General features: G+C 67.6%; 21 protein-coding genes and 1 pseudogene. 7 read left to right on the top strand and 15 right to left on the bottom strand.

What is annotated here, in order from left to right:
- The first annotated feature begins 23 nt into the window (after window positions 1–23).
- Together A5650_RS27100 and A5650_RS26330 are read left to right on the top strand one after the other, a co-directional pair.
- A complete protein-coding gene (locus tag A5650_RS27100; protein WP_197501819.1) occupies window positions 24–554 on the top strand; it encodes a hypothetical protein in 531 nt (176 codons plus the stop codon).
- Window positions 551–1093 carry a hypothetical protein gene (locus tag A5650_RS26330; protein ID WP_082950660.1) on the top strand — a complete coding sequence of 181 codons (543 nt, stop codon included), beginning with the start codon at window positions 551–553 and terminating at the stop codon, window positions 1091–1093. Before A5650_RS27100 ends, A5650_RS26330 begins: the two co-directional genes overlap by 4 nt.
- Before the next feature lie 96 nt (window positions 1094–1189).
- On the opposite strand, the gene hisS is transcribed toward A5650_RS26330, so the two are convergent.
- Window positions 1190–2455, bottom strand: coding sequence for a histidine--tRNA ligase (gene hisS / locus A5650_RS08210; protein ID WP_067288763.1), 1266 nt, complete (start codon window positions 2453–2455; stop codon window positions 1190–1192).
- A gap of 9 nt (window positions 2456–2464) precedes the next feature.
- Window positions 2465–3151, bottom strand: coding sequence for an MBL fold metallo-hydrolase (locus A5650_RS08205; RefSeq protein ID WP_067288822.1), 687 nt, complete (start codon window positions 3149–3151; stop codon window positions 2465–2467).
- A 103-nt stretch (window positions 3152–3254) separates the two neighbouring features.
- Between A5650_RS08205 and A5650_RS08200 the strand changes: the two genes are divergently transcribed.
- Together A5650_RS08200 and A5650_RS08195 are read left to right on the top strand one after the other, a co-directional pair.
- Window positions 3255–4130 (top strand): peptidylprolyl isomerase, encoded by an 876-nt coding sequence (locus tag A5650_RS08200; RefSeq protein WP_067288760.1) that lies wholly within the window; start codon window positions 3255–3257, stop codon window positions 4128–4130.
- Between the two features lie 4 nt (window positions 4131–4134).
- A complete protein-coding gene (locus A5650_RS08195; protein ID WP_067288757.1) occupies window positions 4135–5127 on the top strand; it encodes a peptidylprolyl isomerase in 993 nt (330 codons plus the stop codon).
- A gap of 4 nt (window positions 5128–5131) precedes the next feature.
- On the opposite strand, the gene A5650_RS08190 is transcribed toward A5650_RS08195, so the two are convergent.
- From A5650_RS08190 to yajC, 7 genes are all read right to left on the bottom strand, one after another.
- Entirely contained in the window at window positions 5132–5425 is a 294-nt protein-coding gene (locus A5650_RS08190) for a DUF4333 domain-containing protein (RefSeq protein ID WP_067288755.1), read from the bottom strand.
- A gap of 111 nt (window positions 5426–5536) precedes the next feature.
- Entirely contained in the window at window positions 5537–7888 is a 2352-nt protein-coding gene (locus A5650_RS08185) for a RelA/SpoT family protein (RefSeq protein ID WP_067288818.1), read from the bottom strand.
- 71 nt (window positions 7889–7959) lie between these two features.
- Window positions 7960–8496: an adenine phosphoribosyltransferase gene (locus A5650_RS08180; protein WP_286150363.1), complete on the bottom strand. Its 537-nt coding sequence runs from the start codon at window positions 8494–8496 to the stop codon at window positions 7960–7962.
- Window positions 8493–10184: an ABC transporter substrate-binding protein gene (locus A5650_RS08175; protein WP_082950658.1), complete on the bottom strand. Its 1692-nt coding sequence runs from the start codon at window positions 10182–10184 to the stop codon at window positions 8493–8495. The genes A5650_RS08180 and A5650_RS08175 overlap by 4 nt, the downstream gene beginning before the upstream one ends.
- A 3-nt stretch (window positions 10185–10187) precedes the next feature.
- Complete coding sequence (gene secF, locus A5650_RS08170; RefSeq protein WP_067288754.1) at window positions 10188–11456, bottom strand: protein translocase subunit SecF; 1269 nt, start codon at window positions 11454–11456, stop codon at window positions 10188–10190.
- A gap of 3 nt (window positions 11457–11459) precedes the next feature.
- Window positions 11460–13226: a protein translocase subunit SecD gene (secD, locus tag A5650_RS08165; RefSeq protein WP_502687055.1), complete on the bottom strand. Its 1767-nt coding sequence runs from the start codon at window positions 13224–13226 to the stop codon at window positions 11460–11462.
- Window positions 13227–13331: 105 nt separating this feature from the next.
- On the bottom strand, window positions 13332–13667 hold the full coding sequence (yajC, locus tag A5650_RS08160) for a preprotein translocase subunit YajC (RefSeq protein WP_067288747.1): 336 nt from the start codon (window positions 13665–13667) through the stop codon (window positions 13332–13334).
- Between the two features lie 302 nt (window positions 13668–13969).
- Between yajC and A5650_RS08155 the strand changes: the two genes are divergently transcribed.
- Window positions 13970–15403 (top strand): gamma-aminobutyraldehyde dehydrogenase, encoded by a 1434-nt coding sequence (locus A5650_RS08155; RefSeq protein WP_067288744.1) that lies wholly within the window; start codon window positions 13970–13972, stop codon window positions 15401–15403.
- 14 nt (window positions 15404–15417) lie between these two features.
- Here A5650_RS08155 and A5650_RS08150 read toward each other — a convergent pair whose 3' ends face one another.
- Both A5650_RS08150 and A5650_RS08145 read right to left on the bottom strand, forming a co-directional pair.
- The gene (locus A5650_RS08150; RefSeq protein ID WP_067084096.1) at window positions 15418–15726 is read right to left on the bottom strand and encodes a cytochrome P450 family protein; all 309 of its coding nucleotides are present in this window, start codon (window positions 15724–15726) and stop codon (window positions 15418–15420) included.
- A gap of 249 nt (window positions 15727–15975) precedes the next feature.
- The gene (locus A5650_RS08145; protein ID WP_067288743.1) at window positions 15976–16698 is read right to left on the bottom strand and encodes a hypothetical protein; all 723 of its coding nucleotides are present in this window, start codon (window positions 16696–16698) and stop codon (window positions 15976–15978) included.
- A gap of 74 nt (window positions 16699–16772) precedes the next feature.
- Between A5650_RS08145 and A5650_RS08140 the strand changes: the two genes are divergently transcribed.
- Window positions 16773–17396, top strand: a complete 624-nt coding sequence (locus A5650_RS08140; RefSeq protein ID WP_067288742.1) for a maleylpyruvate isomerase N-terminal domain-containing protein — start codon at window positions 16773–16775, stop codon at window positions 17394–17396.
- A 150-nt stretch (window positions 17397–17546) separates the two neighbouring features.
- Window positions 17547–21068, top strand: coding sequence for a carboxylic acid reductase (car, locus tag A5650_RS08135; protein WP_067288738.1), 3522 nt, complete (start codon window positions 17547–17549; stop codon window positions 21066–21068).
- 76 nt (window positions 21069–21144) lie between these two features.
- Here car and A5650_RS08130 read toward each other — a convergent pair whose 3' ends face one another.
- The 4 genes and pseudogenes from A5650_RS08130 to A5650_RS08115 form a co-directional block, all read right to left on the bottom strand.
- Entirely contained in the window at window positions 21145–21525 is a 381-nt protein-coding gene (locus A5650_RS08130; protein ID WP_067288734.1) for a DUF1304 domain-containing protein, read from the bottom strand.
- Complete coding sequence (locus A5650_RS08125; protein WP_067288731.1) at window positions 21525–22163, bottom strand: hypothetical protein; 639 nt, start codon at window positions 22161–22163, stop codon at window positions 21525–21527. Before A5650_RS08125 ends, A5650_RS08130 begins: the two co-directional genes overlap by 1 nt.
- An 11-nt stretch (window positions 22164–22174) precedes the next feature.
- Window positions 22175–23239, bottom strand: coding sequence for a Holliday junction branch migration DNA helicase RuvB (gene ruvB, locus A5650_RS08120; RefSeq protein ID WP_067288728.1), 1065 nt, complete (start codon window positions 23237–23239; stop codon window positions 22175–22177).
- Window positions 23236–23450 (bottom strand): annotated as a pseudogene (locus A5650_RS08115) (Holliday junction branch migration protein RuvA); the annotation flags it as partial. The gene ruvB and the pseudogene A5650_RS08115, both read right to left, overlap by 4 nt.

The following is a 23450-nucleotide window of genomic DNA, read 5'->3' as shown; positions in this document are numbered from 1 at the left end:
CGCCGAAGTGGCACAGTGCACCCGTGGACACAGCTTCGGGAGCACAGGTACTCGCCGATACCGGCGGTCTTGTCGTCACCGACGACGGGCGTCGAGTGCTGGTCGTGGACCGCGGCACGGGACACCTGACGGTGCTGGCCTTCGTCGTCGGCGTGCTGACGCTCGTCGTCGCGGGCTTTGGGCTGGTCGCGCTGATCGGTGGTGTCCCGTCGCGGGCGCTGGGCGCCGTCTTCCTGGCGGTCGGCGTAGCGTTGGCGGTGGCCGCGTTCTTCGTCGTCCGCAAGATCCGTCGGTACCGCACCCGACCGCTGCACGACTGTCGTCCGGCCGCGGTGCTCGATCGCAAGCTCGGACTGTTCAGCTACCGCGGTGGTGCACTGGTGCAGCTGGATCAGGTGCGCTTCGCGCGCAAGTTCCAGATCGGTTCCAGCTCACCGAAACTCGTCGCCGTCACGCCGGCCGGGACGAAGACACTCAAGCGCGGCAATCCGTTCGACGGTGGGGTCGGGCATATCGACGAACTCCTGAACTCGGTCGCCCGCGGCTCTGCGTGAGCGCACCGCCCGAGCCGATACCGTTGGCGGAGCAGGGCGCTGTGGTGGTGGCCGAGCGCGGACCGGAGATTCTGGTGATCGACCGCGGACGGGCGCCGACGGAGACGACCGTTCTGCTGCTGACGATGGCGTCGCTGATCTTCGGCGGGTTCGGCATCGTGTCGACCTACTACTCGCTCGCGTACTCGATGGTGTGGCCGTCGGCGGCGATCGGCGCGGCGCTGTTCGTCGTCGGCGTGGTGGCGTTCAGGGCCTTGCTCCGCGGCGGCGCGGCGCTGCGGAGCATGCGGATGACACCGTTGAGCGCGTATGCACCGGTCGCGGTCTTCGACCGCCGACACCAGATCTACCGCGACGGCGCGGGCGAGATCGTGGCGCCGTTGAGCCAGGTGCGGTTCGAGCGTCGGTCGCGGTTGCTGACGTCAGCGCTGGTGGTGGTCACTCCGTCGTCGACGCGGATCCTTATGCGGGGCAACGTGTTCAGTGGGGGCGTCGGGATGCTCGACCGGGTGCTCGCCGCCGCCGTACACGGCGTTTGAGCGCGCTCACCGCCCCGCGAGCGTGCGCATATGCCCGAAAACGCGCGGCGTGTCGTGTGCAAACACGCACGCTCGCGCTACTGAGGCGCCACTGGGCTAGGCGCGGTTGAGCCGCGCCAGCACTTCGGTCAGCACATCATCGGCCGGGACGTCCGTCTGCTGTCCTGTCGCGAGGTTCTTCACGCCGATCGTGCCCGCTTCGATGTCGCGGTCGCCGGCCACCAGCGCGAGCGCCGCACCCGAACGGTCCGCGGCGCGCATCGCACCCTTGACTCCGCGGTCACCGTAGGCCAGGTCGACGCGCACACCCGCCGCCCGCAGTCGCGCGGCCAGCACCGACAACGTCATCTTGGCCTGCTCCCCCAGCGGGACACCGAAGACGTCGACGCGCGCCGTCCCGCCAACGGCCTTGCCCTCGGCCTTCAACGCCAGCAGTGTTCGATCGACGCCGAGCCCAAACCCTATGCCGGACAGATCTTTTCCGCCGAGCTGCGCCATCAGGCCGTCGTAGCGACCGCCCCCGCCGATCCCCGACTGCGCGCCGAGGCCGTCGTGCACGAACTCGAACGTCGTCTTCGTGTAGTAGTCCAGGCCGCGCACCATCCGCGGGTTGATGACGTAGGGCACCTCCAAGGCGTCGAGATGCGCCAGCACGGTGTCGAAGTGCTGTTTGGCGACGTCCGACAGGTGGTCGAGCATCACCGGCGCGTCGGCGGTCATCTCGCGCATCTTCGGCCGCTTGTCGTCGAGCACCCGCAGTGGGTTGATCTCGGCCCGCCGCCGTGTCTCCTCGTCGAGGTCGAGCTTGAACAGGAAGTCCTGCAACAGTTCCCGGTACTGGGGACGGCAGGTCTCGTCGCCCAGCGAGGTGATCTCCAGCCGGAACCCGTCGAGCCCCAGCGACCGGAAGCCTGCATCGGCGACCGCGATCACCTCGGCGTCCAGGGCGGGGTCGTCGACGCCGATCGCCTCCACCCCCACCTGCTGCAGCTGACGGTAGCGACCGGCCTGCGGGCGCTCGTAGCGGAAGAAGGGTCCGGAGTAGCACAGCTTGACCGGCAGCGGGCCGCGGTCCAAGCCGTGCTCGATGACGGCGCGCATCACCCCTGCGGTGCCCTCGGGCCGCAGCGTGACCGATCGGTCACCGCGGTCGGAGAACGTGTACATCTCCTTGGACACCACGTCGGTCGACTCGCCGACGCCGCGCGCGAAGAGCGCGGTGTCCTCGAAGATGGGCAGTTCGACGTCGCCGTAGCCGGCCCGGCGCGCGGTGTCGAGAAGGCCGTCGCGCACGCCGACGAATTGTGCCGAGTCCGGCGGCAGGTAGTCCGGGACGCCCTTGGGCGCCTGAAAATCACTCACTGAAGCTCACTAGGTCAAGCCTTCGAGGAACGGGTTGGTACGGCGTTCGACGCCGATCGTGGACTTCGGGCCGTGCCCCGGTAGTACCACGGTGTCGTCGTCGAGCACCAATAGTTTGTTGACGATCGAGCCGAGCAGATCCCGACCGCTGCCACCCGGCAGGTCCGTACGCCCCACCGACTGCCGGAACAGGGTATCGCCGGTGAACGCGATCGATCCGGGCCCCGACCCGACGCCCTCCTCGACGCGGAATACCACTGACCCCCGGGTGTGCCCCGGCGTGTGGTCGACGGTGACGGTGACACCGCTCAGCTCCACCTTGTCGCCGTCCTTGTCGAGCTCGACGACCTGCTTGGGCTCGCGGAACAACACGCCGAACGCGGAGCTCGCCAGCCCCCCGAGAAAGCCCCTGCCGAAGTCCTTGATCGGATCGGTCAGCATGAACCGGTCCTCGGGATGGATGAACGCCGGGCAGCCGTACATATCCGCCACCTTCTGCGCCGACCAGATGTGGTCGATGTGGCCGTGCGTCAACAGCACCGCCGCCGGTGTCAGGCGGTGCTCGTCGAGGATCCGGCGCAACGGCCCCATCGCCCGCTGCCCGGGATCGACGACGATGGCGTCGGCCCCGGCCCGCGGGGCCAGCACATAGCAGTTGCACGCCAGCATGCCGGCGGCAAACCCGGTGATGAACACGCCGTCCAGTTTCCCACCACCGGTTGGCGTGGGTCGCGGCGCCACACTCAGCATTGCCTGGCACACTCGTTCCCGATCGCTTGACAAGAGGAGGACATCACCGGTGCCGACCAACGAACAGCGGCGGGCGACGGCGAAGCGCAAGCTCGAGCGGCAGCTGGAACGCCGCGCGGAAAAGGCGCGCAAGCGGCGTCTGTACACGATCATCGGCTCGGTCGCAGCCGCGATCGTCGTGATCGCCGCCGTGGTCGCGACCATCGTCATCACCAAGGACGACTCCGACGGCCAGACCACGGCATCCTCCGAGACCTCTTCCCCGACCTCGGCCGCACCGTCGGAGCCCGGATCGCTGCCGGCGTTCGCCGCACCGGCCGGACTCGGCGAGAACTGCGAGTACCCGGCGTCGGCGGAAAAAGCCGCCAAGCAGGTCAACCCGCCCCGCGCCGGCAAGGTGCCCACCGACCCCGCCGAGGTCAGCGCCAGCATGTCCACCGACCAGGGCAACATCGGCCTGCTCCTCGACAACGGCAAGGCGCCGTGCACGGTGAACAGCTTCGCCAGCCTCGCCCAGCAGGGCTACTTCGACAACACCCTGTGCCACCGGCTGACCACCGCGGACTCGTTGAAGGTGCTGCAGTGCGGCGACCCGACCGGCAAGGGCACCGGCACCCCGGGTTACTCGTTCGCCAACGAGTATCCGACCAACCAGTACCAGCCCGACGACCCGAAGCTGCAGGAACCTGTCACCTATCCGCGCGGCACGCTGGCCATGGCGAATGCCGGTCCGAACACCAATGGCAGCCAGTTCTTCCTCGTGTACCAGGACTCGAAGCTGCCGCCGAACTACACCGTGTTCGGCCGCGTCGACGACACGGGACTGGCCACGCTGGACAAGATCGCGCAGGGCGGGGTCGAGGGTGGCGGCCAGGACGGCGCACCGGCCACTCCGGTCACGGTGAAGTCGATCCTGCTGGACTGACGTCGTGACCGCGCCTCCGCCGTACGGCGGTCCCCAGCCGCCCTACGGCTATCCGGCGCAGTACTCCTACGGGTATCCGCCGCCGAGGCAGACCAACGCGCTGGCCATCGCCGCGCTGGTGTGTGCGTTCGTCTTCGCGCCGCTGGGCATCGTGTTCGGACACATCTCGCTGTCGCAGCTCAAGAAGTCCGACGAAGAGGGCCGCGGAATCGCGATCGCAGGGCTGGTCATCGGGTACCTGGTGACGGTCCTGACAGTCCTCATCGTCGTCGTCAGCGTCGTCTTCCTCGCGGCGGTGGGCCGCGACCTCGAGAGGCTCGACGGCATGGTCGACGTCACCGCCACGCCGGGCCTGCCCACCGACGAGCTGCCCCAGTTCGCGCCGCCCACCACGCTCGGCTCGAATTGCCAGTACCCGCCAACCTCTGAACCCTCGAGCAAGCCGGCCAGGCCGCCGCGCACCGGCCGCGTGCCGACCCATCCGGAACGCGTCAGTGCCAGCCTGACCACCAACCAGGGCAACATCGGCCTGCAGCTGGACAACGCCAAGTCCCCCTGCACGGTCAACAACTTCGCCAGCCTCGCCCAGCAGGGCTTCTACGACGGCACCACGTGCCATCGCCTGACCACTGGCGACGCCCTCGGCGTCCTGCAGTGCGGCGACCCCAGCGGCACCGGCACCGGCGGACCCGGGTACCAGTTCCCGAACGAATACCCGACCAACCAGTACCGATTGAGCGACCCGGCGCTGCGCTCGCCCGTCCGCTATCCGCGCGGGACGCTGGCGATGGCCAACGCGGGCGTCGGCACCAACGGCAGCCAGTTCTTCCTCGTCTACGAGGACTCCGAGCTACCGCCGACGTACACGGTGTTCGGCACCATCGACAAGACCGGCCTGGCCACGCTGGACAAGATCGCGGCCAAGGGTGTCGCGGACGGCAGCGACGACGGGAAGCCGGCGGCCGACGTGCGGATCGAATCGATCCGCTTGGATTGACCCGCTATTTGGTCGGCGCGGTCTCGATGTAGAACTCGACGTCGTCGCCCTCGACCTTGGTCACCCGCATGTTCGCGGTGTATTCGGCGCCTTCGGGTCCAGTGAACTTGCACTCGAACTTCGCGCCTTCTTTGGCCTCGACGCCCTCGGGGCACTTCACGTCGGTCGGTTTGAAGCCGGTCTGTTCGGAGACGAGGTCGACGACGGATTTCGCGGCGCCTTCCGGCTTGATCGTGGACGCGCACCCGACCAGAACGGCTCCGAGGGAGACCAGAACGACGAGTACCGCGGCCCGCATCGTCGCAGTATGGCAGACCCGGCGAAAACTGACGCAGTTCAGCGGTATTTGCCGGCGGCTCACGCCGCTTCCGTTCAATTGCGGCTCACGCCGCTTCCGTTCGATTGCGGCTCACGCCGCGGACGTCACCCGGTAGACGTCGTAAACACCCTCCACATTGCGCACCACGTTGAGCACGTGGCCGAGATGCTTCGGGTCGCCCATCTCAAACGTGAACCGGCTGATCGCCACCCGGTCGTTCGACGTGGTCACCGACGCGCTGAGGATGTTGACCTTCTCGTCGGCCAGCACCCGCGTGACATCCGACAGCAACCGGTGCCGGTCGAGCGCCTCGACCTGAATGGCGACCAGGAACACCGACGATGGTGACGGCGCCCACTTCACGTCGATGATCCGCTCCGACTGCTGCTGCAACGACGAGGCGTTCGTGCAGTCGGTGCGGTGCACGCTGACCCCACCACCGCGCGTGACGAAGCCCAGGATGTTGTCGCCGGGCACCGGCGTGCAGCACTTGGCGAGTTTGGTCAGCACACCGGGAGCGCCGGGAACGGCGACTCCGACGTCGTCGCTGGTGCGTTGGCGCACCGGCATTGTCGCGGGCGTGGATCGCTCGGCCAGTTCGTCCGAAGCCTCCTCGTCGCCACCGACCTGAGCGACCAGCCGCTGCACCACATGCCGCGCCGACACGTGTCCCTCGCCCACCGCGGTGTAGAGCGCCGAGACGTCGACGTACCGCAGTTCACGGGCCAGCGCACCCATCGACTCGGCATTCATCAAGCGCTGCAACGGAAGTCCGCCGCGGCGGACCTCGCGCGCGATCGCGTCCTTGCCGGCCTCGAGCGCCTCCTCGCGGCGTTCCTTGGCGAACCACTGCCGGATCTTGGCCTTCGCGCGCGGCGAGACCACGAAGGTCTGCCAGTCGCGCGACGGCCCTGCGTTCGGCGCCTTGGAAGTGAAAACCTCGACCACTTCGCCGTTTTCGAGCTTGCGCTCCAGTGCGACGAGGCGGCCGTTCACCCGCGCGCCGATGCAGCGGTGACCGACCTCGGTGTGCACCGCGTACGCGAAGTCGACGGGGGTCGACCCGGTGGGCAGCGTGATCACGTCACCCTTGGGCGTGAACACGAAGATCTCCTGCACCGCAAGGTCGTAGCGCAGCGATTCAAGGAATTCGCCGGGGTCGGCGGCCTCCCGCTGCCAGTCGAGAAGCTGCCGCATCCACGCCATGTCGTCGATCTCGGTCGACGAGTGCTGGTTGGGGACGTTGCGGCCCTTGGTCTCCTTGTAGCGCCAGTGCGCAGCGATCCCCAGCTCGGCGGTCTTGTGCATGTCGTGGGTGCGGATCTGCACTTCCAGCGGTTTGCCCTCCGGCCCGACGACCGTCGTGTGCAGGGACTGGTACACGCCGTACCGCGGCTGGGCGATGTAGTCCTTGAACCGGCCCGCCATCGGCTGCCACAGCGAGTGCACGACGCCCAAAGCCGCGTAGCAGTCCCGTATTTCGTCGCACAGGATGCGCACGCCGACGAGGTCATGGATGTCGTCGAAGTCGCGACCCTTGACGATCATCTTCTGGTAGATCGACCAGTAGTGCTTGGGCCGGCCCTCCACGATCGCGTTGATCTTCGACGCGGTGAGCGTCGAGTTGATCTCGGCACGCACCTTGGCCAGGTAGGTGTCGCGGGACGGCGCGCGATCGGCGACCAGCCGCACGATCTCCTCGTACTTCTTGGGGTGCAGGATCGCGAACGCGAGGTCCTCGAGCTCCCATTTGACCGTCGCCATGCCCAACCGATGCGCAAGCGGGGCAATGACTTCCAGCGTCTCGCGGGCCTTGCGCTGCTGCTTCTCCGGCGGCAGGAATCGCATCGTGCGCATGTTGTGCAGCCGGTCGGCCACCTTGATCACCAGCACGCGGGCGTCGCGCGCCATCGCGATGATCATCTTGCGGATGGTCTCGCCCTCTGCGGCGGTGCCCAGCGCGACCTTGTCCAGCTTGGTGACCCCGTCGACGAGATGGCCGACCTCCGTGCCGAACTCCTCGGTCAGCGCCTCGAGCGTGTACCCGGTGTCCTCGACGGTGTCGTGCAGCAGCGCCGCAATCAGCGTGGTGGTGTCCATGCCGAGCTCGGCCAGGATGTTGGCCACCGCCAACGGATGTGTGATGTAGGGGTCACCCGAGCGGCGCAGCTGATCGGCGTGCCGCTGCTCGGCCACCTCGTAAGCGCGCTGCAACAGCTGCAGATTGGCCTTCGGGTAAATCTCCTTGTGGACCGCCACCAGCGGCTCGAGCACCGGGTTGATCGCGCTGCGCTGCGATGTCATCCGGCGGGCCAACCGGGCCCGCACCCGGCGCGACGCGCTCGCCGAGGCCTTCGGCATTTCCAGCGGCTGTGTTTCGGGGATCTGCGCGCCCGCCGGCGGCGACTGCACGGCCTGGCCCGTGCGGGGTTCCTCGGCCATGGTCACCTCCCCGGTCCGGTTTTTGCGAGCGCACGATGCGCCGTCGCAGTACGCGCCTTCGAGGATATCCCTCAGACCCGGTGCAGCGACGTGACCGGCAGCGGTTCCAGCGCCTCACGGCCGCGCAGCGCAGTCAACTCGAGCAGGACCGCGGCACCCGTCACGGTCGCACCCGCGTGCTGCAGCAGTTTCACGGCGGCGGCCGCGGTGCCGCCGGTGGCCAGCACATCGTCGATGATCAGGATGTCGTGGCCGCCGAGGTCGATGCCGTCGGCCGGGATCTCCAGCGTCGCGGTGCCGTATTCCAGCGCGTAGGTCTCGCTGAGCACCGGCGGCGGGAGCTTGCCGCCCTTGCGGATCGCCAATACGCCTGTCCCCAGGCGCAGTGCGACCGCTGCGCCGAGTAGGAAGCCGCGCGCGTCGATCCCGGCCACCAGGTCGGCGCCACGGGCGGATTCGGCGAGGGCATCGGTGACGGCGGCCAGCGCATGCGCGTCGGCCAGCAAGGGGGTGAGGTCCTTGAAGGCGATACCGGGTTCCGGAAAATCGGGCACCTGGCGCATCATCCGCGCGATCAGCGCCGAGATCTCTTCGCCACCGTCGCTCACCGGTCGAGCACCCAACGGTCCATGTTCCACCCCGCGCCCCACCGGGTCGGATTACTGCTCACAGCGAACATCTTCTTCGATGTCAGCACGGTGCGCTGCTGCCGGTACAACGGCAGCGTCGGCATGTCGCCCCACAACACCGGCCCGCCCTCGCCGAGGAGCCGCGCCAGTTCCTTCGGGTCGTTGGTGATGGCGATGGCCGAGATGACCCGGTCGACCTGCGGGTTGGAGTAGCGCGGCAGGTTGTTGCCGTTTCCGGTGTGGAACTGGTAGGCGTCCATCGCCGACGATCCGGTCGATCCGCTGCCCGCGGCACCGCCTGTGCTGGCCAGCAGCACATCGATCTCGTTGTTACGCAACGACAGTGGGCCCACGGTGTCGCTCGCTGCGTCCTCGACGGTGATACCGGCCGGCGCACACGCCTTGGCAATGGTGCCCACGGTCGCCGCCAGCCGCGCATTCGGGCTCTGGTAGCCGATGCGCACGGTCAACGGACGCGCGTTGAGCGCGGCCCGCGCGGCATCGGGGTTGGCGGCGACGAACTGCCCGGGCTCGGGCCCTCCCTCGGCGGCGCTGTACGCGTCCTCGGTCGCCGGGTTGAGCCGTGAGTTGGCGATCGGCTGCTCGGCGTTGCGGGCGATCACGTCGCGCGGTGTACACAGCGCCAGGGCACGACGGGCCGGCGTCGCGGCCAGCGGGCCCTGCGGCGCGAAGATGAGCTGTTCGATTCCGGCCGACGGGGCTTCGGTGCGCACGTAGTCGTCGGGCATGTTCAGCGTCCCCGACGATCCAGTGGCGATGTCGACGACGTCGTAGGAGCCCTGGTTGACGCGCTCCTGGATGTCGGCGCCGCGCGGCCACACGGTCACCTTGTCGGTGACGGGCTTCGCGCCCCACCATTTGTCGTTGGCGACCAGAACGACCGCCCCGTCCTCGGTCACCTTGTCCAGCTTGTACGGCCCCGACGAGGGGAACTTCTTCAGGTCGACGTCGGGTTTGAGGTTCCAGCCCGTGTTCCAGACTTGGGCGATGCGCTCCACGACGGGAGCGTCGTTCTCCAGGATCGCCCGGGTGACGCCGTCATCGCCGAGACCCAGCTGGTCGGCGATGACGTGCGACGGCATGATCGACGTCGCCGAGAACAACTGGCCGAAGTCGACGAACCCACGCTCGGGGGCGAACGACACCCGCGCCTTCTTCTGCCCCGGCGCGCAGTCCACCGAGGCGATATCGCCGTAACCGGCGCGGTTGGCGGCGTCGAAGGTCGGGAACCGGCCGGACTGCGATGCCCAGGCCAGCACGAGATCGTCGCAGGTGATCGGCTTGCCGTCGGAATATGCGGCGGCGGCGTTGATCTCATAGTCGAGCACCAGCGGTTGCCTGCCGACGACGGAGATGGTTCCGAAGTCGTGATCGCCGACGATCTGGCCGTCGGGCCCGTGATAGTTGAAGCCCGTGAGCACCCGCGCGAACGCCTGCGGGCCGCCCGACGCGGCACCGGCGACGGTGTTGGTGTTGTAAGTGATCAGCGTGCCGTCGACGGCGTAGTCGATGCTGTCGGCGGGGCTGCGGCTGCAGGCCGACGCCAACGCCGCGGCGAGCACCAGGACGGCCGCCAGTACGGCGCAACGCCGGATCGGACTCACTTCCCTCGCGGGCCGGGTGCCCGCCCGAATGCCGGCGCTCATGCCCTACCGCCGCCGGGTGTTGCGTTTGCCCGATGGACGTCCGGTCCGGCTGCTGGTCGGCCGCACCGGCCGCGCACCCGGCGCGGGTTTGTCCGGCGGTGGCGCCGTATCCGCGCGTGCGGTGGACTCGGCGTGCGCGGCGGCCCCGACGGTCTCCGGCTCGTCGAGTTCCTCGGCCTCGGCGGCCCGGGCCGTCGCGTTCTTGCGGCGGTTCATCACCCGGCGGGTGTGGTTGCGCACCAGGTCGGTGCGCTCGCGCAACGTCACCAGCAGAGGCGTCGCGAAGAAGATCGACGAGTAGGTGCCGACGACGACGCCGACCAACTGCACCAGCGCCAGGTCCATCAGCGTGCCCACGCCGAGCAGCCACACCGCCACCACCATCAGCGCGATGATCGGCAGCACGGAGATGAGGCTGGTGTTGATCGAGCGCATGAAGGTCTGGTTGACCGCGAGGTTGGCCTGTTCGGCGAAGGTTCGCCTGGTGGTGTGCTCGAAGCCGTGGGTGTTCTCCTCGACCTTGTCGAACACGATGACGGTGTCGTACAGCGAGAAGCCGAGGATGGTCAGCAGCCCGATGACCGTCGCCGGGGTGACCTCGAAGCCGACGAGCGAGTACACGCCGGCAGTGACGACGAGGTCGAAGACCAGCGTCGCCATCGCCGCGATCGACATGTAGCGCTCGTAGCGCACCATGATGTAGAGCGTCGCGAGGACCAGGAACACCACCAGCGCGATCAACGCCTTCTGCGTGATCTGGCCGCCCCACGTCTCCGATACCGCCGAATCGCTGATGGCCAGCTTGCTCGGCTGCCCGTCCGATCCCCTCGGCTTGAAGGCGTCGAACAGCGCGGTGCGCAGCTCTTCGGTCTCTTCGTTGGTCAGCGTCTCGGAGCGGATCTGCACGGTGGCCGATCCGCCGCTGCCGACGAGCACCACCGCCTCCGGGCTCCTACCCAGCGTCTTGCTGAACACGTCTTCGACCTGCTGGGTGGTCACGGTGCCCGACTCGGTCACGCTCGGCATCGACACCTTGGTGCCGCCCTCGAAGTCAATGCCGAAGGTGAAGCCGCGCAAGAGCATGCTCGCTACGCACACAGCGACGATCACACCGCTGACGACGTACCAGAGCTTGCGCTTGCCGATGACCTCGAAGGCACCGGTGCCGGTGTAGAGGCGGACGAAGAAGCCATGATGCGGCGCCGCCGATTCAATGTCGGGCGCCTCCACGGCGCCGGTCTGCTGCTGTTCCGATGACTGCTTGGCCGCCATGAGTTAGTCCCGTCCCGTCGCGTGCGCGGCCGCTCGTCGCTCCCTGGCGATCTGTTGCACCGCACCGAGTCCGTTCAGCGAAGGCTTGGCCAGTGTCGGCGACTTCGACGCCAGGTACACCAGCGGCCACGTCACGAGGAAGACGACGACAACGTCGAGAATCGTGGTCAACCCGAGGGTGAACGCGAAGCCCTTGACCTGTCCGACCGCGAGGACGTAAAGCACCGCCGCGGCCAGCAGCGTCACCGCGTTACCGGACACGATCGTCTTGCGGGCCCTCGCCCAGCCCCGCGGCACCGCCGAGCGGAACGAACGCCCTTCTCGGATCTCGTCTTTGATGCGTTCGAAGAACACCACGAACGAGTCGGCTGTCATACCGATACCGATGATCAGACCGGCGATGCCGGCCAGGTCGAGCGTGTAGCCGATCCATCTGCCGAGTAGCACGAGGATCGCGTAGACCATGGCACCGGACGCGACCAGCGACAGGGCGGTCAACACACCCAACATCCGGTAGTAGAGCAACGAGTAGAGCAACACCAGCGCCAGCCCGACCGCACCGGCGATCAAGCCCGCCCGCAGCGACGACAGACCCAGTGTGGCGGAGACGGTTTCGGCCTCCGACGACTCGAAGGACAGCGGCAGCGAACCGTACTTGAGCACGTTGGCCAGTTCGCGGGCCGTCTGCTGGGTGAACTGGCCGCTGATCTGGGTACGTCCGCCGGGGATCGCCTCCCGAATCTCCGGTGCGCTCATCACTTTCGAGTCGAGTACGAACGCGGTCTGTGTCCCGACGTTGGCGGCCGTGAAGTCCGCCCAGGTCTTGGCGCCCTCCCCCTTGAACTGGAGGTTGACGACGTACTCGCCGCGCTGCTGGTCGAGCCCCGAGGTGGCGTCCTGGATCTGCTCACCGTTGATGATCGACTTGTCCAGCAGATACACGTTGCCGTCCCGACCGCAGGTGATCAGCGGAAGGTTCGGGTCGTCATTGCCTGCCAGGACGTCGTCCTCGTTGCAGCGCGTGGCCTGGAACTGCAGGGCGAGGATCTGGATCTGTTGATCCGTGCTCTGACGCAACTGCTTCTCGTCGGCGATGCGCTGCGCCAGCGGAACATCCTCGGGTGAGGGCGGCTTGGTCTGCGTCGGCGACGGCGCGGGGCCCCCCGGCGCCGGCGACGGTGGCGGAGGTGGCGGCGGGGCCGGCTGTGCCGGCGGCTCCTGCGGATACGGGCGCGGCTGCGGGGCGCCCGGCGGCGCGGGCTGCGCAGGCGGCTGATCACCGCCGGGCGGCTGCTGACCGGCCGGCGGTTCGGCGCCCGGCGCACCCGGCATCCCCGGCATCCCCGGCATTCCGGGGACCGGACCGCCCGGCGGCGCGTCCGGCGGACCCTCCGTGTCACCGGGCATCTCGGCGGGCATCACGTGCACGACGGGACGGATGTACAGCCGCGCGGTCTGGCCCAGGTTGCGGGCCTCGCTGCTCTCGCTGCCCGGCACCGTGATCACGAGGTTGTTGCCGTCGATGATCACCTCGGAACCGGACACGCCGAGGCCGTTGACCCGGTCGTTGATGATCTGCTGCGCCTGGTTCAGCGCGTCGCGGGTGGGCGGCGAGCCGTCGGGCGTGCGTGCGGTCAGGGTGACGCGGGTTCCGCCCTGCAGGTCAATGCCGAGCTTGGGCTCGGCCTTCTTGTCTCCGGTCAGGAAGACCAGGCAGTAGGCGCCGACGAGCAACGCCAGGAACAGAGACAGGTAGCGGGCAGGGTGCACCGGCGTCGAAGACGATGCCACGTTTTGTCAGGTCTCCTCGAGATCGGTCCGTCAGCACAGCACCGCAAAGACTACGGGCTCGAGCTGTGATTTCCGCCCGCGGACTCAGCCGTCGGTCTTGGTGTTCGGGCTTTCGGTGAGCTCGACCGCGGTCGACTCGGGCTCGTCATCGTCGAACTCATCGTCCTCGGTGATGCGGTCGCGCACCGCGAGCTTCATCCAGGTGGTGACGACACCCGGAGCGATCTCGAGCTCCACCTCGTCGTCGGTGATGCCCTTGATGGTTCCGACCAGACCGGACGTGGTGTGCACGCGGTCGTCGATCTGAAGCGAGTCGTGCAGGTCGATGGTGGCCTGCATCGCCTTCTTCTGCCGTCGCGAAGCGAAGAACATGAACGCACCCAGCACGATGAGCAGGGGGAGGAAGACAACCAAATCCATGGCGATGAAATCTTTCGTTAGGTCTTGTGGTCACGGCGCAGCACCGGTAGGGGCGCGCACCCATAAGTGACCAGTGTGCCATTGCGGCCTTGCCCGGCGACCAGCCCACCACTGCGAACCCCCGAATTCGCCGGCCCGCGAACCCGCCTCGGCACCCTGTTCGACTAATTTCGTTGCGCTTTTGGGTGGTGGCTGCGGATTACGCCACATCCTGCTGGGGTTATCAACCGGATCGGTGCCGTTTTGGTTAGGCTTCTTGCTCGATGAGCACCGTCGAGACCTGTGACTCACAAGGAGATCGAATGACAACGGTCCAGAACTTCATCGGCGGCGAGAATGTCGACTCGGTCAGCGGCGCCACCATGCCGCTGGTCGATCCGTCGACCGGTGAGCGGTATGGCACCGCGCCGATCTCGAACGAGGCCGACATCGACAACGCCTACGCCGCCGCATCCAAGGCGTTCGCCGACTGGAAACGCACCACTCCATCGGTGCGGCAGAAGGCGTTGCTGGACTTCGCCGATGACGTTGAGAAGCACGCCGAAGAACTCGTGGCCGCCGAGGGCCGCAACACCGGCAAGCCCAACCACGTGACGATGGCCGAAGAGATCCCGCCGATGGTCGACCAGATCCGGTTCTTCGCGGGCGCCGCGCGGATGCTCGAGGGCAAGTCGGCCGGCGAGTACATGGAGAACCACACGTCGTGGATCCGCCGCGAACCGGTCGGCGTGGTCGGCCAGGTGGCGCCGTGGAACTACCCGATGATGATGGCGGTCTGGAAGTTCGTGCCCGCGGTCGCAGCGGGCAACACCGTCGTCATCAAGCCCAGCGACACGACCCCGGTCACGACCGCGATGCTGGCCGAGATCGCGGCCAGGCACTTTCCGCCTGGAGTGTTGAATGTCGTTTGCGGAGACCGTGATACGGGCGCCGCCGTGGTGGCGCACCCCACTCCGCAGATGGTGTCGATCACCGGCTCCGTCGCCGCCGGCCGTGCGGTGGCCGTCAGCGCCGGCGGGCATCTCAAGCGCACACACCTGGAGTTGGGCGGCAAGGCGCCGGTGATCGTGTTCGACGACAGCGACATCGCATCCGCGGCCGAAGGCATTGCGACGGCGGGCTATTTCAACGCCGGCCAGGACTGCACCGCGGCCACGCGCGTGCTCGCGACGGCACGGGTCGCCTCGGACCTGACCGAGGCGCTGGCCGAGCAGGCGCGCGCGGCGACGACGACGTACGGCAAGCCTGCCGACGACGAGGACGCGTGGGTGCCGCCGGTGAACAACTCCAACCAGTTGGAGCGGGTGCTCGGATTCCTTGGCGACGTGCCGTCGCACGCGATGGTCGCGGTCGGCGGAGGACGGCAGGGAGACAAGGGCTTCTACGTCGAACCGACGGTAATCGGCGGCCTACGGCAGGACGACCGCCTGGTCCGGCAGGAGATCTTCGGCCCCGTCATCACCGTGCAGTCCTTCTCCGACGAGGACGAGGCGATCGCGTGGGCCAACGGCACCGAGTACGGGTTGGCGTCCTCGGTGTGGACGCGTGATGTGTCTCGGGCACTGCGGGTTTCAGCGGCCCTCGACTTCGGGTGCGTGTGGATCAACACGCACATCCCTCTGGTGGCCGAGATGCCGCACGGCGGGTTCAAGTCCTCTGGCCACGGCAAGGACCTGTCGATGTACGGGTTCGAGGATTACACCCGCATCAAACACGTCATGGCCTATACGGGCTGACAAATCGCAGCCGCCTAGAAGACCTTGACGCCGATCAGCGTGGCGACGAAGCGGTAGATGTCGTCGACGGTGAGTTCGACGCCACCGACCTCGACGTCGATCAGGTCGGACAGCAGGTCGTCGGTCGGCTTCCAGCAGCGCTCGGCGATCTTGACGTCGATGTACTGGAACAGCGCCTCTTCGTCGTGCGGGGTCATCGGACCGGCGGCCAGACGGGCGAACATCGGCCAGTCCTCCTGCGGGAAGCCGAACGCTTCGCACACTGCCGTGGCCGAATTTTGCCGTGCGACAACGGAATCGGTGATACCAGGCCTGTCGGGCATGGTGGGCCTCCTGACAAAGAGCTACGTCGGCTATCGGACGCCACCAAGGTGATGATCGAAAAGGCGCACGTCGAATGGGATACCTAGCCAGGCTAGTTTCCATGCCGGCCCCTGGCAGTCATGCAAGTCACAACGACGCGGTGAAACTCGTCGCAAGAACCGCGCCTGTGGGATCTGCGTCACCCCAACGGGATCGGCCAGCGCAAAGCGCCCCGGACGTCGAGCGTCCGGGGCGCCTTGGGTGCAGAGTTACCGGTGGGCGAGTCGCCCGCCGCGATCACCGCGTGAGCGGAACATCTCCCGCCAATTGCGCCGGCGCGGCTGTGCGGCCTCGACCGTCGGCCCGATCACCTCGGTCCGCTGCTCGGCCATCGCGGGCTGACCGGCGACCGGACCCGTGTGGTCGGCGACCGGAGTCGGTTCGGCCGTCGCCACCGGCGCATGCTCGTCGGCGGTCGTGTGCGCGGTCACGGGCCGATCGGCCCACTCGACGTCGCGCACACTGCGCACCGAGATGCGGCCGAGCGCCGCGGCACCCAGGAACACGATCAACGCGCCGAGACCGTAGAAGAACATCAACTCGAGCGCGATGCGCTTGGCTTCGGTCGCGGCGACAGGCGAACCCGCGTCGCCGAGGTTCAGCGGACCCGCCACCGCGCGACCGATGATGAACCACACGCCGCCCGCGACAGCGAGCCACCCGCCGAGCGAAGCCGTCGCACGGTTGCGCGACATCAGCAGCAGCAGGCCGCCCAGCACGGTCACCGCCCCCGGCAGCACTTCCAGCCAGCCGCGGCCGGTCGTCCACATCCAGGCCTGATCGGGGCTGTACGCGAAGTTGAACAGCGGGCCGATGAAGGGAGCCAGTGCGCCCCAGGCGCCCAGCAGGATCAACAGGAATCCACTCGTGGCCCCGCGACTGCGCGGCATTCGCATCCGCCCACCTCGGGGATGTACTCGCGTCTCGGTCATGATGCCTCCTTGGTCGTGAGGCGTGGTTACCCGCGCTGACGCATACGTAACCGGTCGTTGGCTAGGTTGGCGCCATGCGACTCGACGGTGACGCAGCCCGCCGCGTCCTGGCCGACGCGTGGCAGCGGTGGGCTCGACGGTGCGCAGAACTGACGGCCGACGAATGGTCCACACCCACGCGCTGCGGAGGCTGGGACGTCGCGGCGCTGCTCGCCCACGTCTGCCCGGAACCGGCCATGTTCGACCGTCTCACCGGCGCTGTGATCGACGGTCCCGCCGCCGTCACCGACGCGGCGACCCTGCTGCGTCGCTTCAACGAACCCGACGGAGTCGCCAACACCAACGCTGAAAGCCTTGCCGAACAAGCAGTTTCGGACTCCGCAGCGCTAACCCCGCGGGCGGCAGCCCGGCGATTCGAAGAGAGCGCGCCGGTGCTGCGTGCCACGCCGATGACCACAGAGACCACGATCGCGTATCCGGTCGTCGGCAGCACGACGCTGGCCGTCGTCGCTGAGACCGCGCTGGAGGCGACGGTGCACCTGCTCGACCTCGCCGATGCGGTCGGCGGCGTCGAACCGTCGGCCGAGGCGTTGAACGCCACGCGGGACCTGTTGATCTGCGTGCCCGATGCGACGCTGGCCGTCGAGGCGCTCGCCGGGCGCGCCGATCCCTCGAGAGTGTTTCCGGCGATCCGCTGACCAGCCGCGGCGGGGTCTGGCAGAAAGCGCTGCTCGTGCTCACAGCATGTTCCCAGTCGCCGGGGGAATACTTTTAGTTCGACTATCGATGTTTTTGGGTGGACGCAATGTCGCGCCCCCGCAATCCACGTTCGTCCGAAGGATTTCTTGATGACGACTGATGCCCACGAGGCGCGACTCGAGCGCCGTATTTCCGATTTGTTCGAAATAGATCCGCAGTTCGCCGCCGCACGACCTTCAGAGCAGGTCGCAGAGGCCATCGAAGCGACCGACCTCTCTGTCCCCCAGCTCATCCGAACCATCTTCGACGGCTACGCCGACCGACCGGCGCTCGGTGAACGCGCCGTCGAGTTCGTCACCGACCCGGGGACCGGGCGCACGACCGCCCAACTGCTCCCCAGGTTCGACACCATCACCTATCGCGAGTTGGCGAACCGCGTCCAGGCCGCTGCCGCCGCCTTGGCGGGATCCTCGGTGCGCACGGGCGACCGTGTCGCGATCGTCGGGTTCACCAGCATCGACTACACGACCGTCGACATGGCGCTACTGCACCTCGGCGCTGTCTCCGTGCCTCTGCAGACCAGTGCGGCCGTAGCCCAGCTGCAACCGATCGCCGTCGAAACCGAACCGGTCGCCATGGCGTCGAGTGTGGATTTCCTGGACGACGCGGTCGAGGTGATGCTCACCGGTCACCTCCCGCAACACCTGATCGTGTTCGACTACCACCCCGAGGTCGACGACCACCGCGCCGCACTCGACGCCGCGAAGGCGCGCCTCGGCGAAACCGGGGTCCGGGTCGAGACTTTGGACGATGTGATCGTCCGCGGCCGTGCGCTGCCGGTCCCGACGCCCGCCGACCTCGACGATGACGAGCTCGCGCTGCTGATCTACACCTCGGGCAGCACCGGCGCGCCGAAGGGCGCGATGTACCAGCGCAAGATGGTGGCTAACTCGTGGCGACGGTCGAGCATGGCGATGTGGGGCGGCGGGCAGGCGCTTCCGTCGATCACGTTGAACTTCATGCCGATGAGCCACATGATGGGCCGCGGCATCCTGTACGCCACTCTGGGTGCGGGCGGTACCGCGTATTTCGTTGCCAGAAGCGATCTCTCGACGTTCCTCGACGACATCGCGCTGGTACGTCCCACGCAGTTGAGCTTCGTGCCGCGCATCTGGGACATGATGTTCCAGCAGTTCCAGAGCGAGGTCGACCGCCGTACCGCCGACGGTGTGGACCGCTGGGCAGCCGAAACCGACGTGCTCGCCGATCTGCGACAGAACCTGTTGGGCGGCCGGTTCATCTCGGCGATGACGGGGTCCGCGCCGATCTCGCCGGAGATGAAGACGTTCGTCGAATCGCTGCTCGACCTGCACCTGACCGACGGTTACGGATCCACCGAAGCCGGTGCGGTTTTCGTCGACGGACAGGTATCGCGACCGCCGGTCATCGACTACCGGTTGGCCGACGTCCCCGATCTCGGGTACTACCACACCGACCGTCCGTATCCGCGCGGCGAACTGCTCGTGAAGTCGGAGACGATGTTCCCCGGCTACTACAAGCGGCCCGAGATCACCGCGTCGGTTTTCGACGCGGACGGGTACTACAAGACCGGCGACATCGTGGCCGAGGTCGGTCCGGACCAGTTGGTCTATCTCGACCGTCGCAACAACGTGCTCAAACTGTCGCAGGGCGAGTTCGTCACGGTCGCCAAACTGGAGGCGGCGTTCGGGACCAGCCCGCTGGTCCGCCAGATCTTCGTCTATGGCAACAGCGCCCGCTCCTACCTGCTCGCGGTGATCGTGCCGACCGACGACTCGCTCGCCCGCTACGACGGCGAGGCCTTGAATACCGCGATCAGCGAATCCCTGCAGGACGTCGCGAGAACAGCCGGACTGCAGTCGTATGAGATTCCGCGCGACTTCATCGTCGAGACAACGCCGTTCACGCTCGAAAACGGGCTGCTCACGGGTATCCGCAAGCTTGCACGCCCGAAGCTCAAGGAGCACTACGGCGAACGCTTGGAGGCGCTCTACACCGAGTTGGCCGACAGCCAGGCCGCCGAACTGCGCGCCCTGCGCCAGCACGGCGCCGAGAAGCCGGTCATCGAAACGACCATCCGGGCCGCCGGCGCCCTGCTGGGCGCGACGGCCGCCGATCTGCAACCCGACGCCCACTTCACCGATCTCGGCGGAGATTCGCTGTCCGCGCTGACGTTCGGCAACCTGCTGAACGAGATCTACGACATCGAGGTGCCGGTCGGCGTCATCGTCAGCCCGGCCACTGATCTGGCGGCGCTCGCCGACTACATCGAGGCCGCGCGCGAACCCGGTTCCAAGAGGCCGACATTCGCGTCCGTGCACGGCCGTGACGCCACCCAGGTACACGCGAGCGACTTGACGCTGGACAAGTTCCTCGACGACACCACCCTGGCGGCGGCGCCGTCGCTGCCCGGTCCGAGCACCGAGGTTCGCACCGTGCTGTTGACCGGCGCGACGGGCTTTTTGGGCCGCTATCTGGCGCTGGAATGGCTCGAGCGCATGGCAATGGTGGGTGGCAAGGTGATCTGCCTGGTGCGTGCGAAGGACGACGCCTCGGCCCGCGACCGGCTGGACCGGACGTTCGACTCGGGCGATCCCCGATTGCTGCGTCACTACCGGGAATTGGCCGCCGATCATCTCGAGGTCATCGCCGGTGACAAGGGTGAGTCCGACCTCGGCCTCGACCGTCGGACGTGGCAGCGGCTCGCCGACACGGTGGACCTGATCGTCGACCCGGCCGCGCTGGTCAACCACGTGTTGCCCTACAGCCAGCTGTTCGGGCCCAACGCCGCGGGCACGGCCGAACTGATCCGCATCGCAATGACGACGAAGATCAAGCCGTTCGTGTACGTGTCGACGATCGGTGTCGGTGCAGGCATCGCCCCCGGGCGATTCACCGAGGACGGCGACATCCGGGTGGTCAGCCCGACGCGACAGGTCGACGACACCTACGCCAACGGCTACGGCAACAGCAAGTGGGCCGGCGAGGTGTTGCTGCGCGAGGCGCACGACCTGTGCGGGCTGCCGGTCGCGGTGTTCCGTTGCGACATGATCCTGGCCGACACCACCTATGCCGGTCAGCTCAACGTGCCGGACATGTTCACGCGGTTGATCCTGAGCCTCGTGGCGACCGGCATCGCGCCCTTCTCGTTCTACGAGGTCGACGCGGACGGCCACCGCCAACGCGCGCATTACGACGGTCTTCCCGTCGAGTTCATCGCCGACGCCATCTCGACGCTGGGCGCACAGGTCGGCCACGACGCCGGACCGGGTTTCGAGACGTATCACGTCATGAACCCCTACGACGACGGCATCGGGCTCGACGAGTTCGTCGACTGGCTGATCGACGCCGGATATCCGGTCAAGCGCGTCGGTGACTACGCCACGTGGTTGCAGCGGTTCGACACCGCGATCCGCGGGTTGCCCGAACGTCAGCGGCAGGGGTCGCTGCTCCCGCTGCTGCACAACTACCAGCGGCCCGAGACCCCGATCCGGGGTTCGATCGCGCCGACCGATCGGTTCCGCACCGGGGTGCAGGACGCGAAGATCGGTCCGGACAAGGACATTCCGCACGTGACGCGTGACGTCATCGTCAAGTACGTCACCGACCTGCAGCTGCTGGGGTTGCTCTAGGACGACGTCGAACGTGCGGCCGCTGCGAGATCTCCCCGACAAGATCGCAGTGGCCGCACGTTCGGCGCACCCGGCGCTACAGCGCCACCGCCAGGATCAGCAACACGATTGCGATCAGCGGGAAGATCCCCTGCGTCACAGCGGCCCTCGCCTTGTCCGGTGAGGACAGCAACAGCACCAGCGCCGCGGCCAGCATCGAGCCGACACCGGCGAAGATCAACGCGAGACCGACCCAGCCGAGACCGCCGATGACGATCCCCACGATCGTGATGATGGCCAGAAACAGGTTGTAGAAGCCCTGGTTGAATGCCAATTCCTTGGTGGCCAACGCCTCTTCCTCGGTGAGTCCGAACGTCGCCCTGGTGCGGGGCGACATCCACGTCAGCGACTCCATGACCCAGATGTAGATGTGCAGCAGGGCCGCGAGCCCCGCGAAGAACAATCCGACATATCCCATCACACGCCCACACTTTCCACTCGAACCACCGGCGGTATCGCCACCATGACCAGCCCGATCAGCACCATCCACAGCACCACGGCGTACGCGCCGGACAGCCCGATCCAGGTGTGCAGCAGCGCCGGCACGCCGAGCACCGCCAGGGCCGCCGACCACTTCGGCAGCACGCCGGTTCGCCACACGATGTATGCAGTGGCGAATATCAGTGCGGCCGAACCGATGTGGCTGTAGTGATACAGCCACACCGCCAAGCCGAGGAAAGGCTGCGAGTACGACGTGAAGGTGAGGTCGTCGAACCGCACGATGGCGGCCGGTATCGCGACCTCGGCGGCCAGCCCGGCCGCGGTCAGCGCGAGGAACACCGCACCGCCCAGCGCCGCGGTGTACACCGCGCCGGTGGGGCCGGCCGCCGACCGCAACATCGAAATGAGTACGCCGACGAACAACAGTCCGAAGAGCAGATGCAGCAATGGCAGCGTGCCGTTGAGGGTGAGAAATGTTGCCGCACGGTCGAAGTAGGCGTCCACCCCACTGGCGTCCTTCGGCGTCTCGGGTGACCCGACCACATAGGCCGGCACTGCCGTACCGGCGGAGGCCAAGCCGAGCAACCCGCCCCGCCTGATCGTGCCGCTGCCCATCGCCGTCCTCCTCAGTCGAAAAGACCCGCCTGTCCCAGACCCGTCACTCCGCTCGGCGGTGTCAGGCCGAGATGTGTCCACGCCTGTGCGGTGGCCACGCGCCCCCGAGGTGTGCGTGCGATCATCCCGGCGCGCACGAGGAACGGCTCACACACCTCTTCTACCGTTGTCGCCTCCTCGCCGACCGCAACCGCGAGAGTGGACACGCCGACCGGTCCCCCGCCGAAACTGCGTGTCAGCGCGGACAATACGGCGCGGTCGAGGCGGTCCAGGCCGAGTTCGTCGACGTCGTAGACCTCCAGCGCCGCCTTGGCGATATCGCGGGTGATCACGCCGTCGGCGCGCACCTCGGCGTAGTCGCGAACCCGGCGAAGCAGCCGGTTGGCGATGCGCGGCGTGCCCCGCGAGCGGCGCGCGATCTCGGCTCCCGCGTCGGCGCCCAACTCGATGCCGAGGATGCCCGCCGAACGCGACAGCACCCGCTCGAGTTCGGCGGGGTCGTAGAAGTCCATGTGGGCGGTGAAACCGAACCGGTCGCGCAACGGCCCAGTCAACGCGCCCGAGCGGGTGGTCGCTCCGACGAGGGTGAACGGCGCGACGTCGAGCGGAATCGAGGTGGCGCCGGGGCCCTTGCCGACCACGACGTCGACGCGGAAGTCCTCCATCGCCAGGTACAACATCTCCTCGGCCGGGCGGGCGATGCGGTGTATCTCGTCGATGAACAGCACATCGTGCTCGACGAGGTTCGACAGCATCGCGGCGAGGTCGCCGGCACGCTCCAGCGCCGGACCGGAGGTGACCCGCAGCGAGGACCCGAGTTCGGCGGCGATGATCATCGCCAGCGACGTCTTACCCAGCCCGGGCGGACCCGACAGCAAGATGTGATCCGGTGTGCCGCCGCGGTTCTTGGCGCCCTCGATGACCAGCTGCAACTGCTCACGCACCCGCGGTTGGCCGATGAACTCCCGCAGCGACCGGGGCCGCAAACTCGCGTCGATGTCGCCCTCGCCGACCGTCAGCGCAGGAGAGACCTCACGCTGTTCGGCGTCGTCTTCGTCGTCTGTGAACCGGCTCATTTGTTACCCAGCATGGACAGCGCGGCCCGCAGCGCGGTCGACTGGTTGGCCTCGGGGTTGTTGGCCAACACCTTGTCGGTGGCCTCCTCGGCCTGTTTGGCGGCGAACCCGAGCCCGATGAGCGCCTCGACGACCGGGCCGCGCACCGCGTGCCCGCTCGCCGTCGCGGCGCCGGACGATGAAGCGATGCCGACCTTGTCGCGCAGGCTCA

This window comes from Mycobacterium sp. 1164985.4, from assembly GCF_001668575.1.
In the GTDB taxonomy this organism is placed as follows: Bacteria; Actinomycetota; Actinomycetes; order Mycobacteriales; family Mycobacteriaceae; genus Mycobacterium.
This window is presented reverse-complemented; position numbering and strand designations above follow the sequence as displayed.

Coding starts and splice junctions, on each gene's coding strand:
- A5650_RS08190 (WP_067288755.1), bottom strand. CDS start 5,425: ATGCGGGCCGCGGTACTCGTCGTTCTGGTCTCCCTCGGAGCCGTTCTG.
- A5650_RS08185 (WP_067288818.1), bottom strand. CDS start 7,888: ATGGCCGAGGAACCCCGCACGGGCCAGGCCGTGCAGTCGCCGCCGGCG.
- A5650_RS08175 (WP_082950658.1), bottom strand. CDS start 10,184: ATGAGCGCCGGCATTCGGGCGGGCACCCGGCCCGCGAGGGAAGTGAGT.
- secF (WP_067288754.1), bottom strand. CDS start 11,456: ATGGCGGCCAAGCAGTCATCGGAACAGCAGCAGACCGGCGCCGTGGAG.
- yajC (WP_067288747.1), bottom strand. CDS start 13,667: ATGGATTTGGTTGTCTTCCTCCCCCTGCTCATCGTGCTGGGTGCGTTC.
- A5650_RS08155 (WP_067288744.1), top strand. CDS start 13,970: ATGACAACGGTCCAGAACTTCATCGGCGGCGAGAATGTCGACTCGGTC.
- A5650_RS08150 (WP_067084096.1), bottom strand. CDS start 15,726: ATGCCCGACAGGCCTGGTATCACCGATTCCGTTGTCGCACGGCAAAAT.
- A5650_RS08145 (WP_067288743.1), bottom strand. CDS start 16,698: ATGACCGAGACGCGAGTACATCCCCGAGGTGGGCGGATGCGAATGCCG.
- A5650_RS08140 (WP_067288742.1), top strand. CDS start 16,773: ATGCGACTCGACGGTGACGCAGCCCGCCGCGTCCTGGCCGACGCGTGG.
- car (WP_067288738.1), top strand. CDS start 17,547: ATGACGACTGATGCCCACGAGGCGCGACTCGAGCGCCGTATTTCCGAT.
- A5650_RS08130 (WP_067288734.1), bottom strand. CDS start 21,525: ATGGGATATGTCGGATTGTTCTTCGCGGGGCTCGCGGCCCTGCTGCAC.
- A5650_RS08125 (WP_067288731.1), bottom strand. CDS start 22,163: ATGGGCAGCGGCACGATCAGGCGGGGCGGGTTGCTCGGCTTGGCCTCC.
- ruvB (WP_067288728.1), bottom strand. CDS start 23,239: ATGAGCCGGTTCACAGACGACGAAGACGACGCCGAACAGCGTGAGGTC.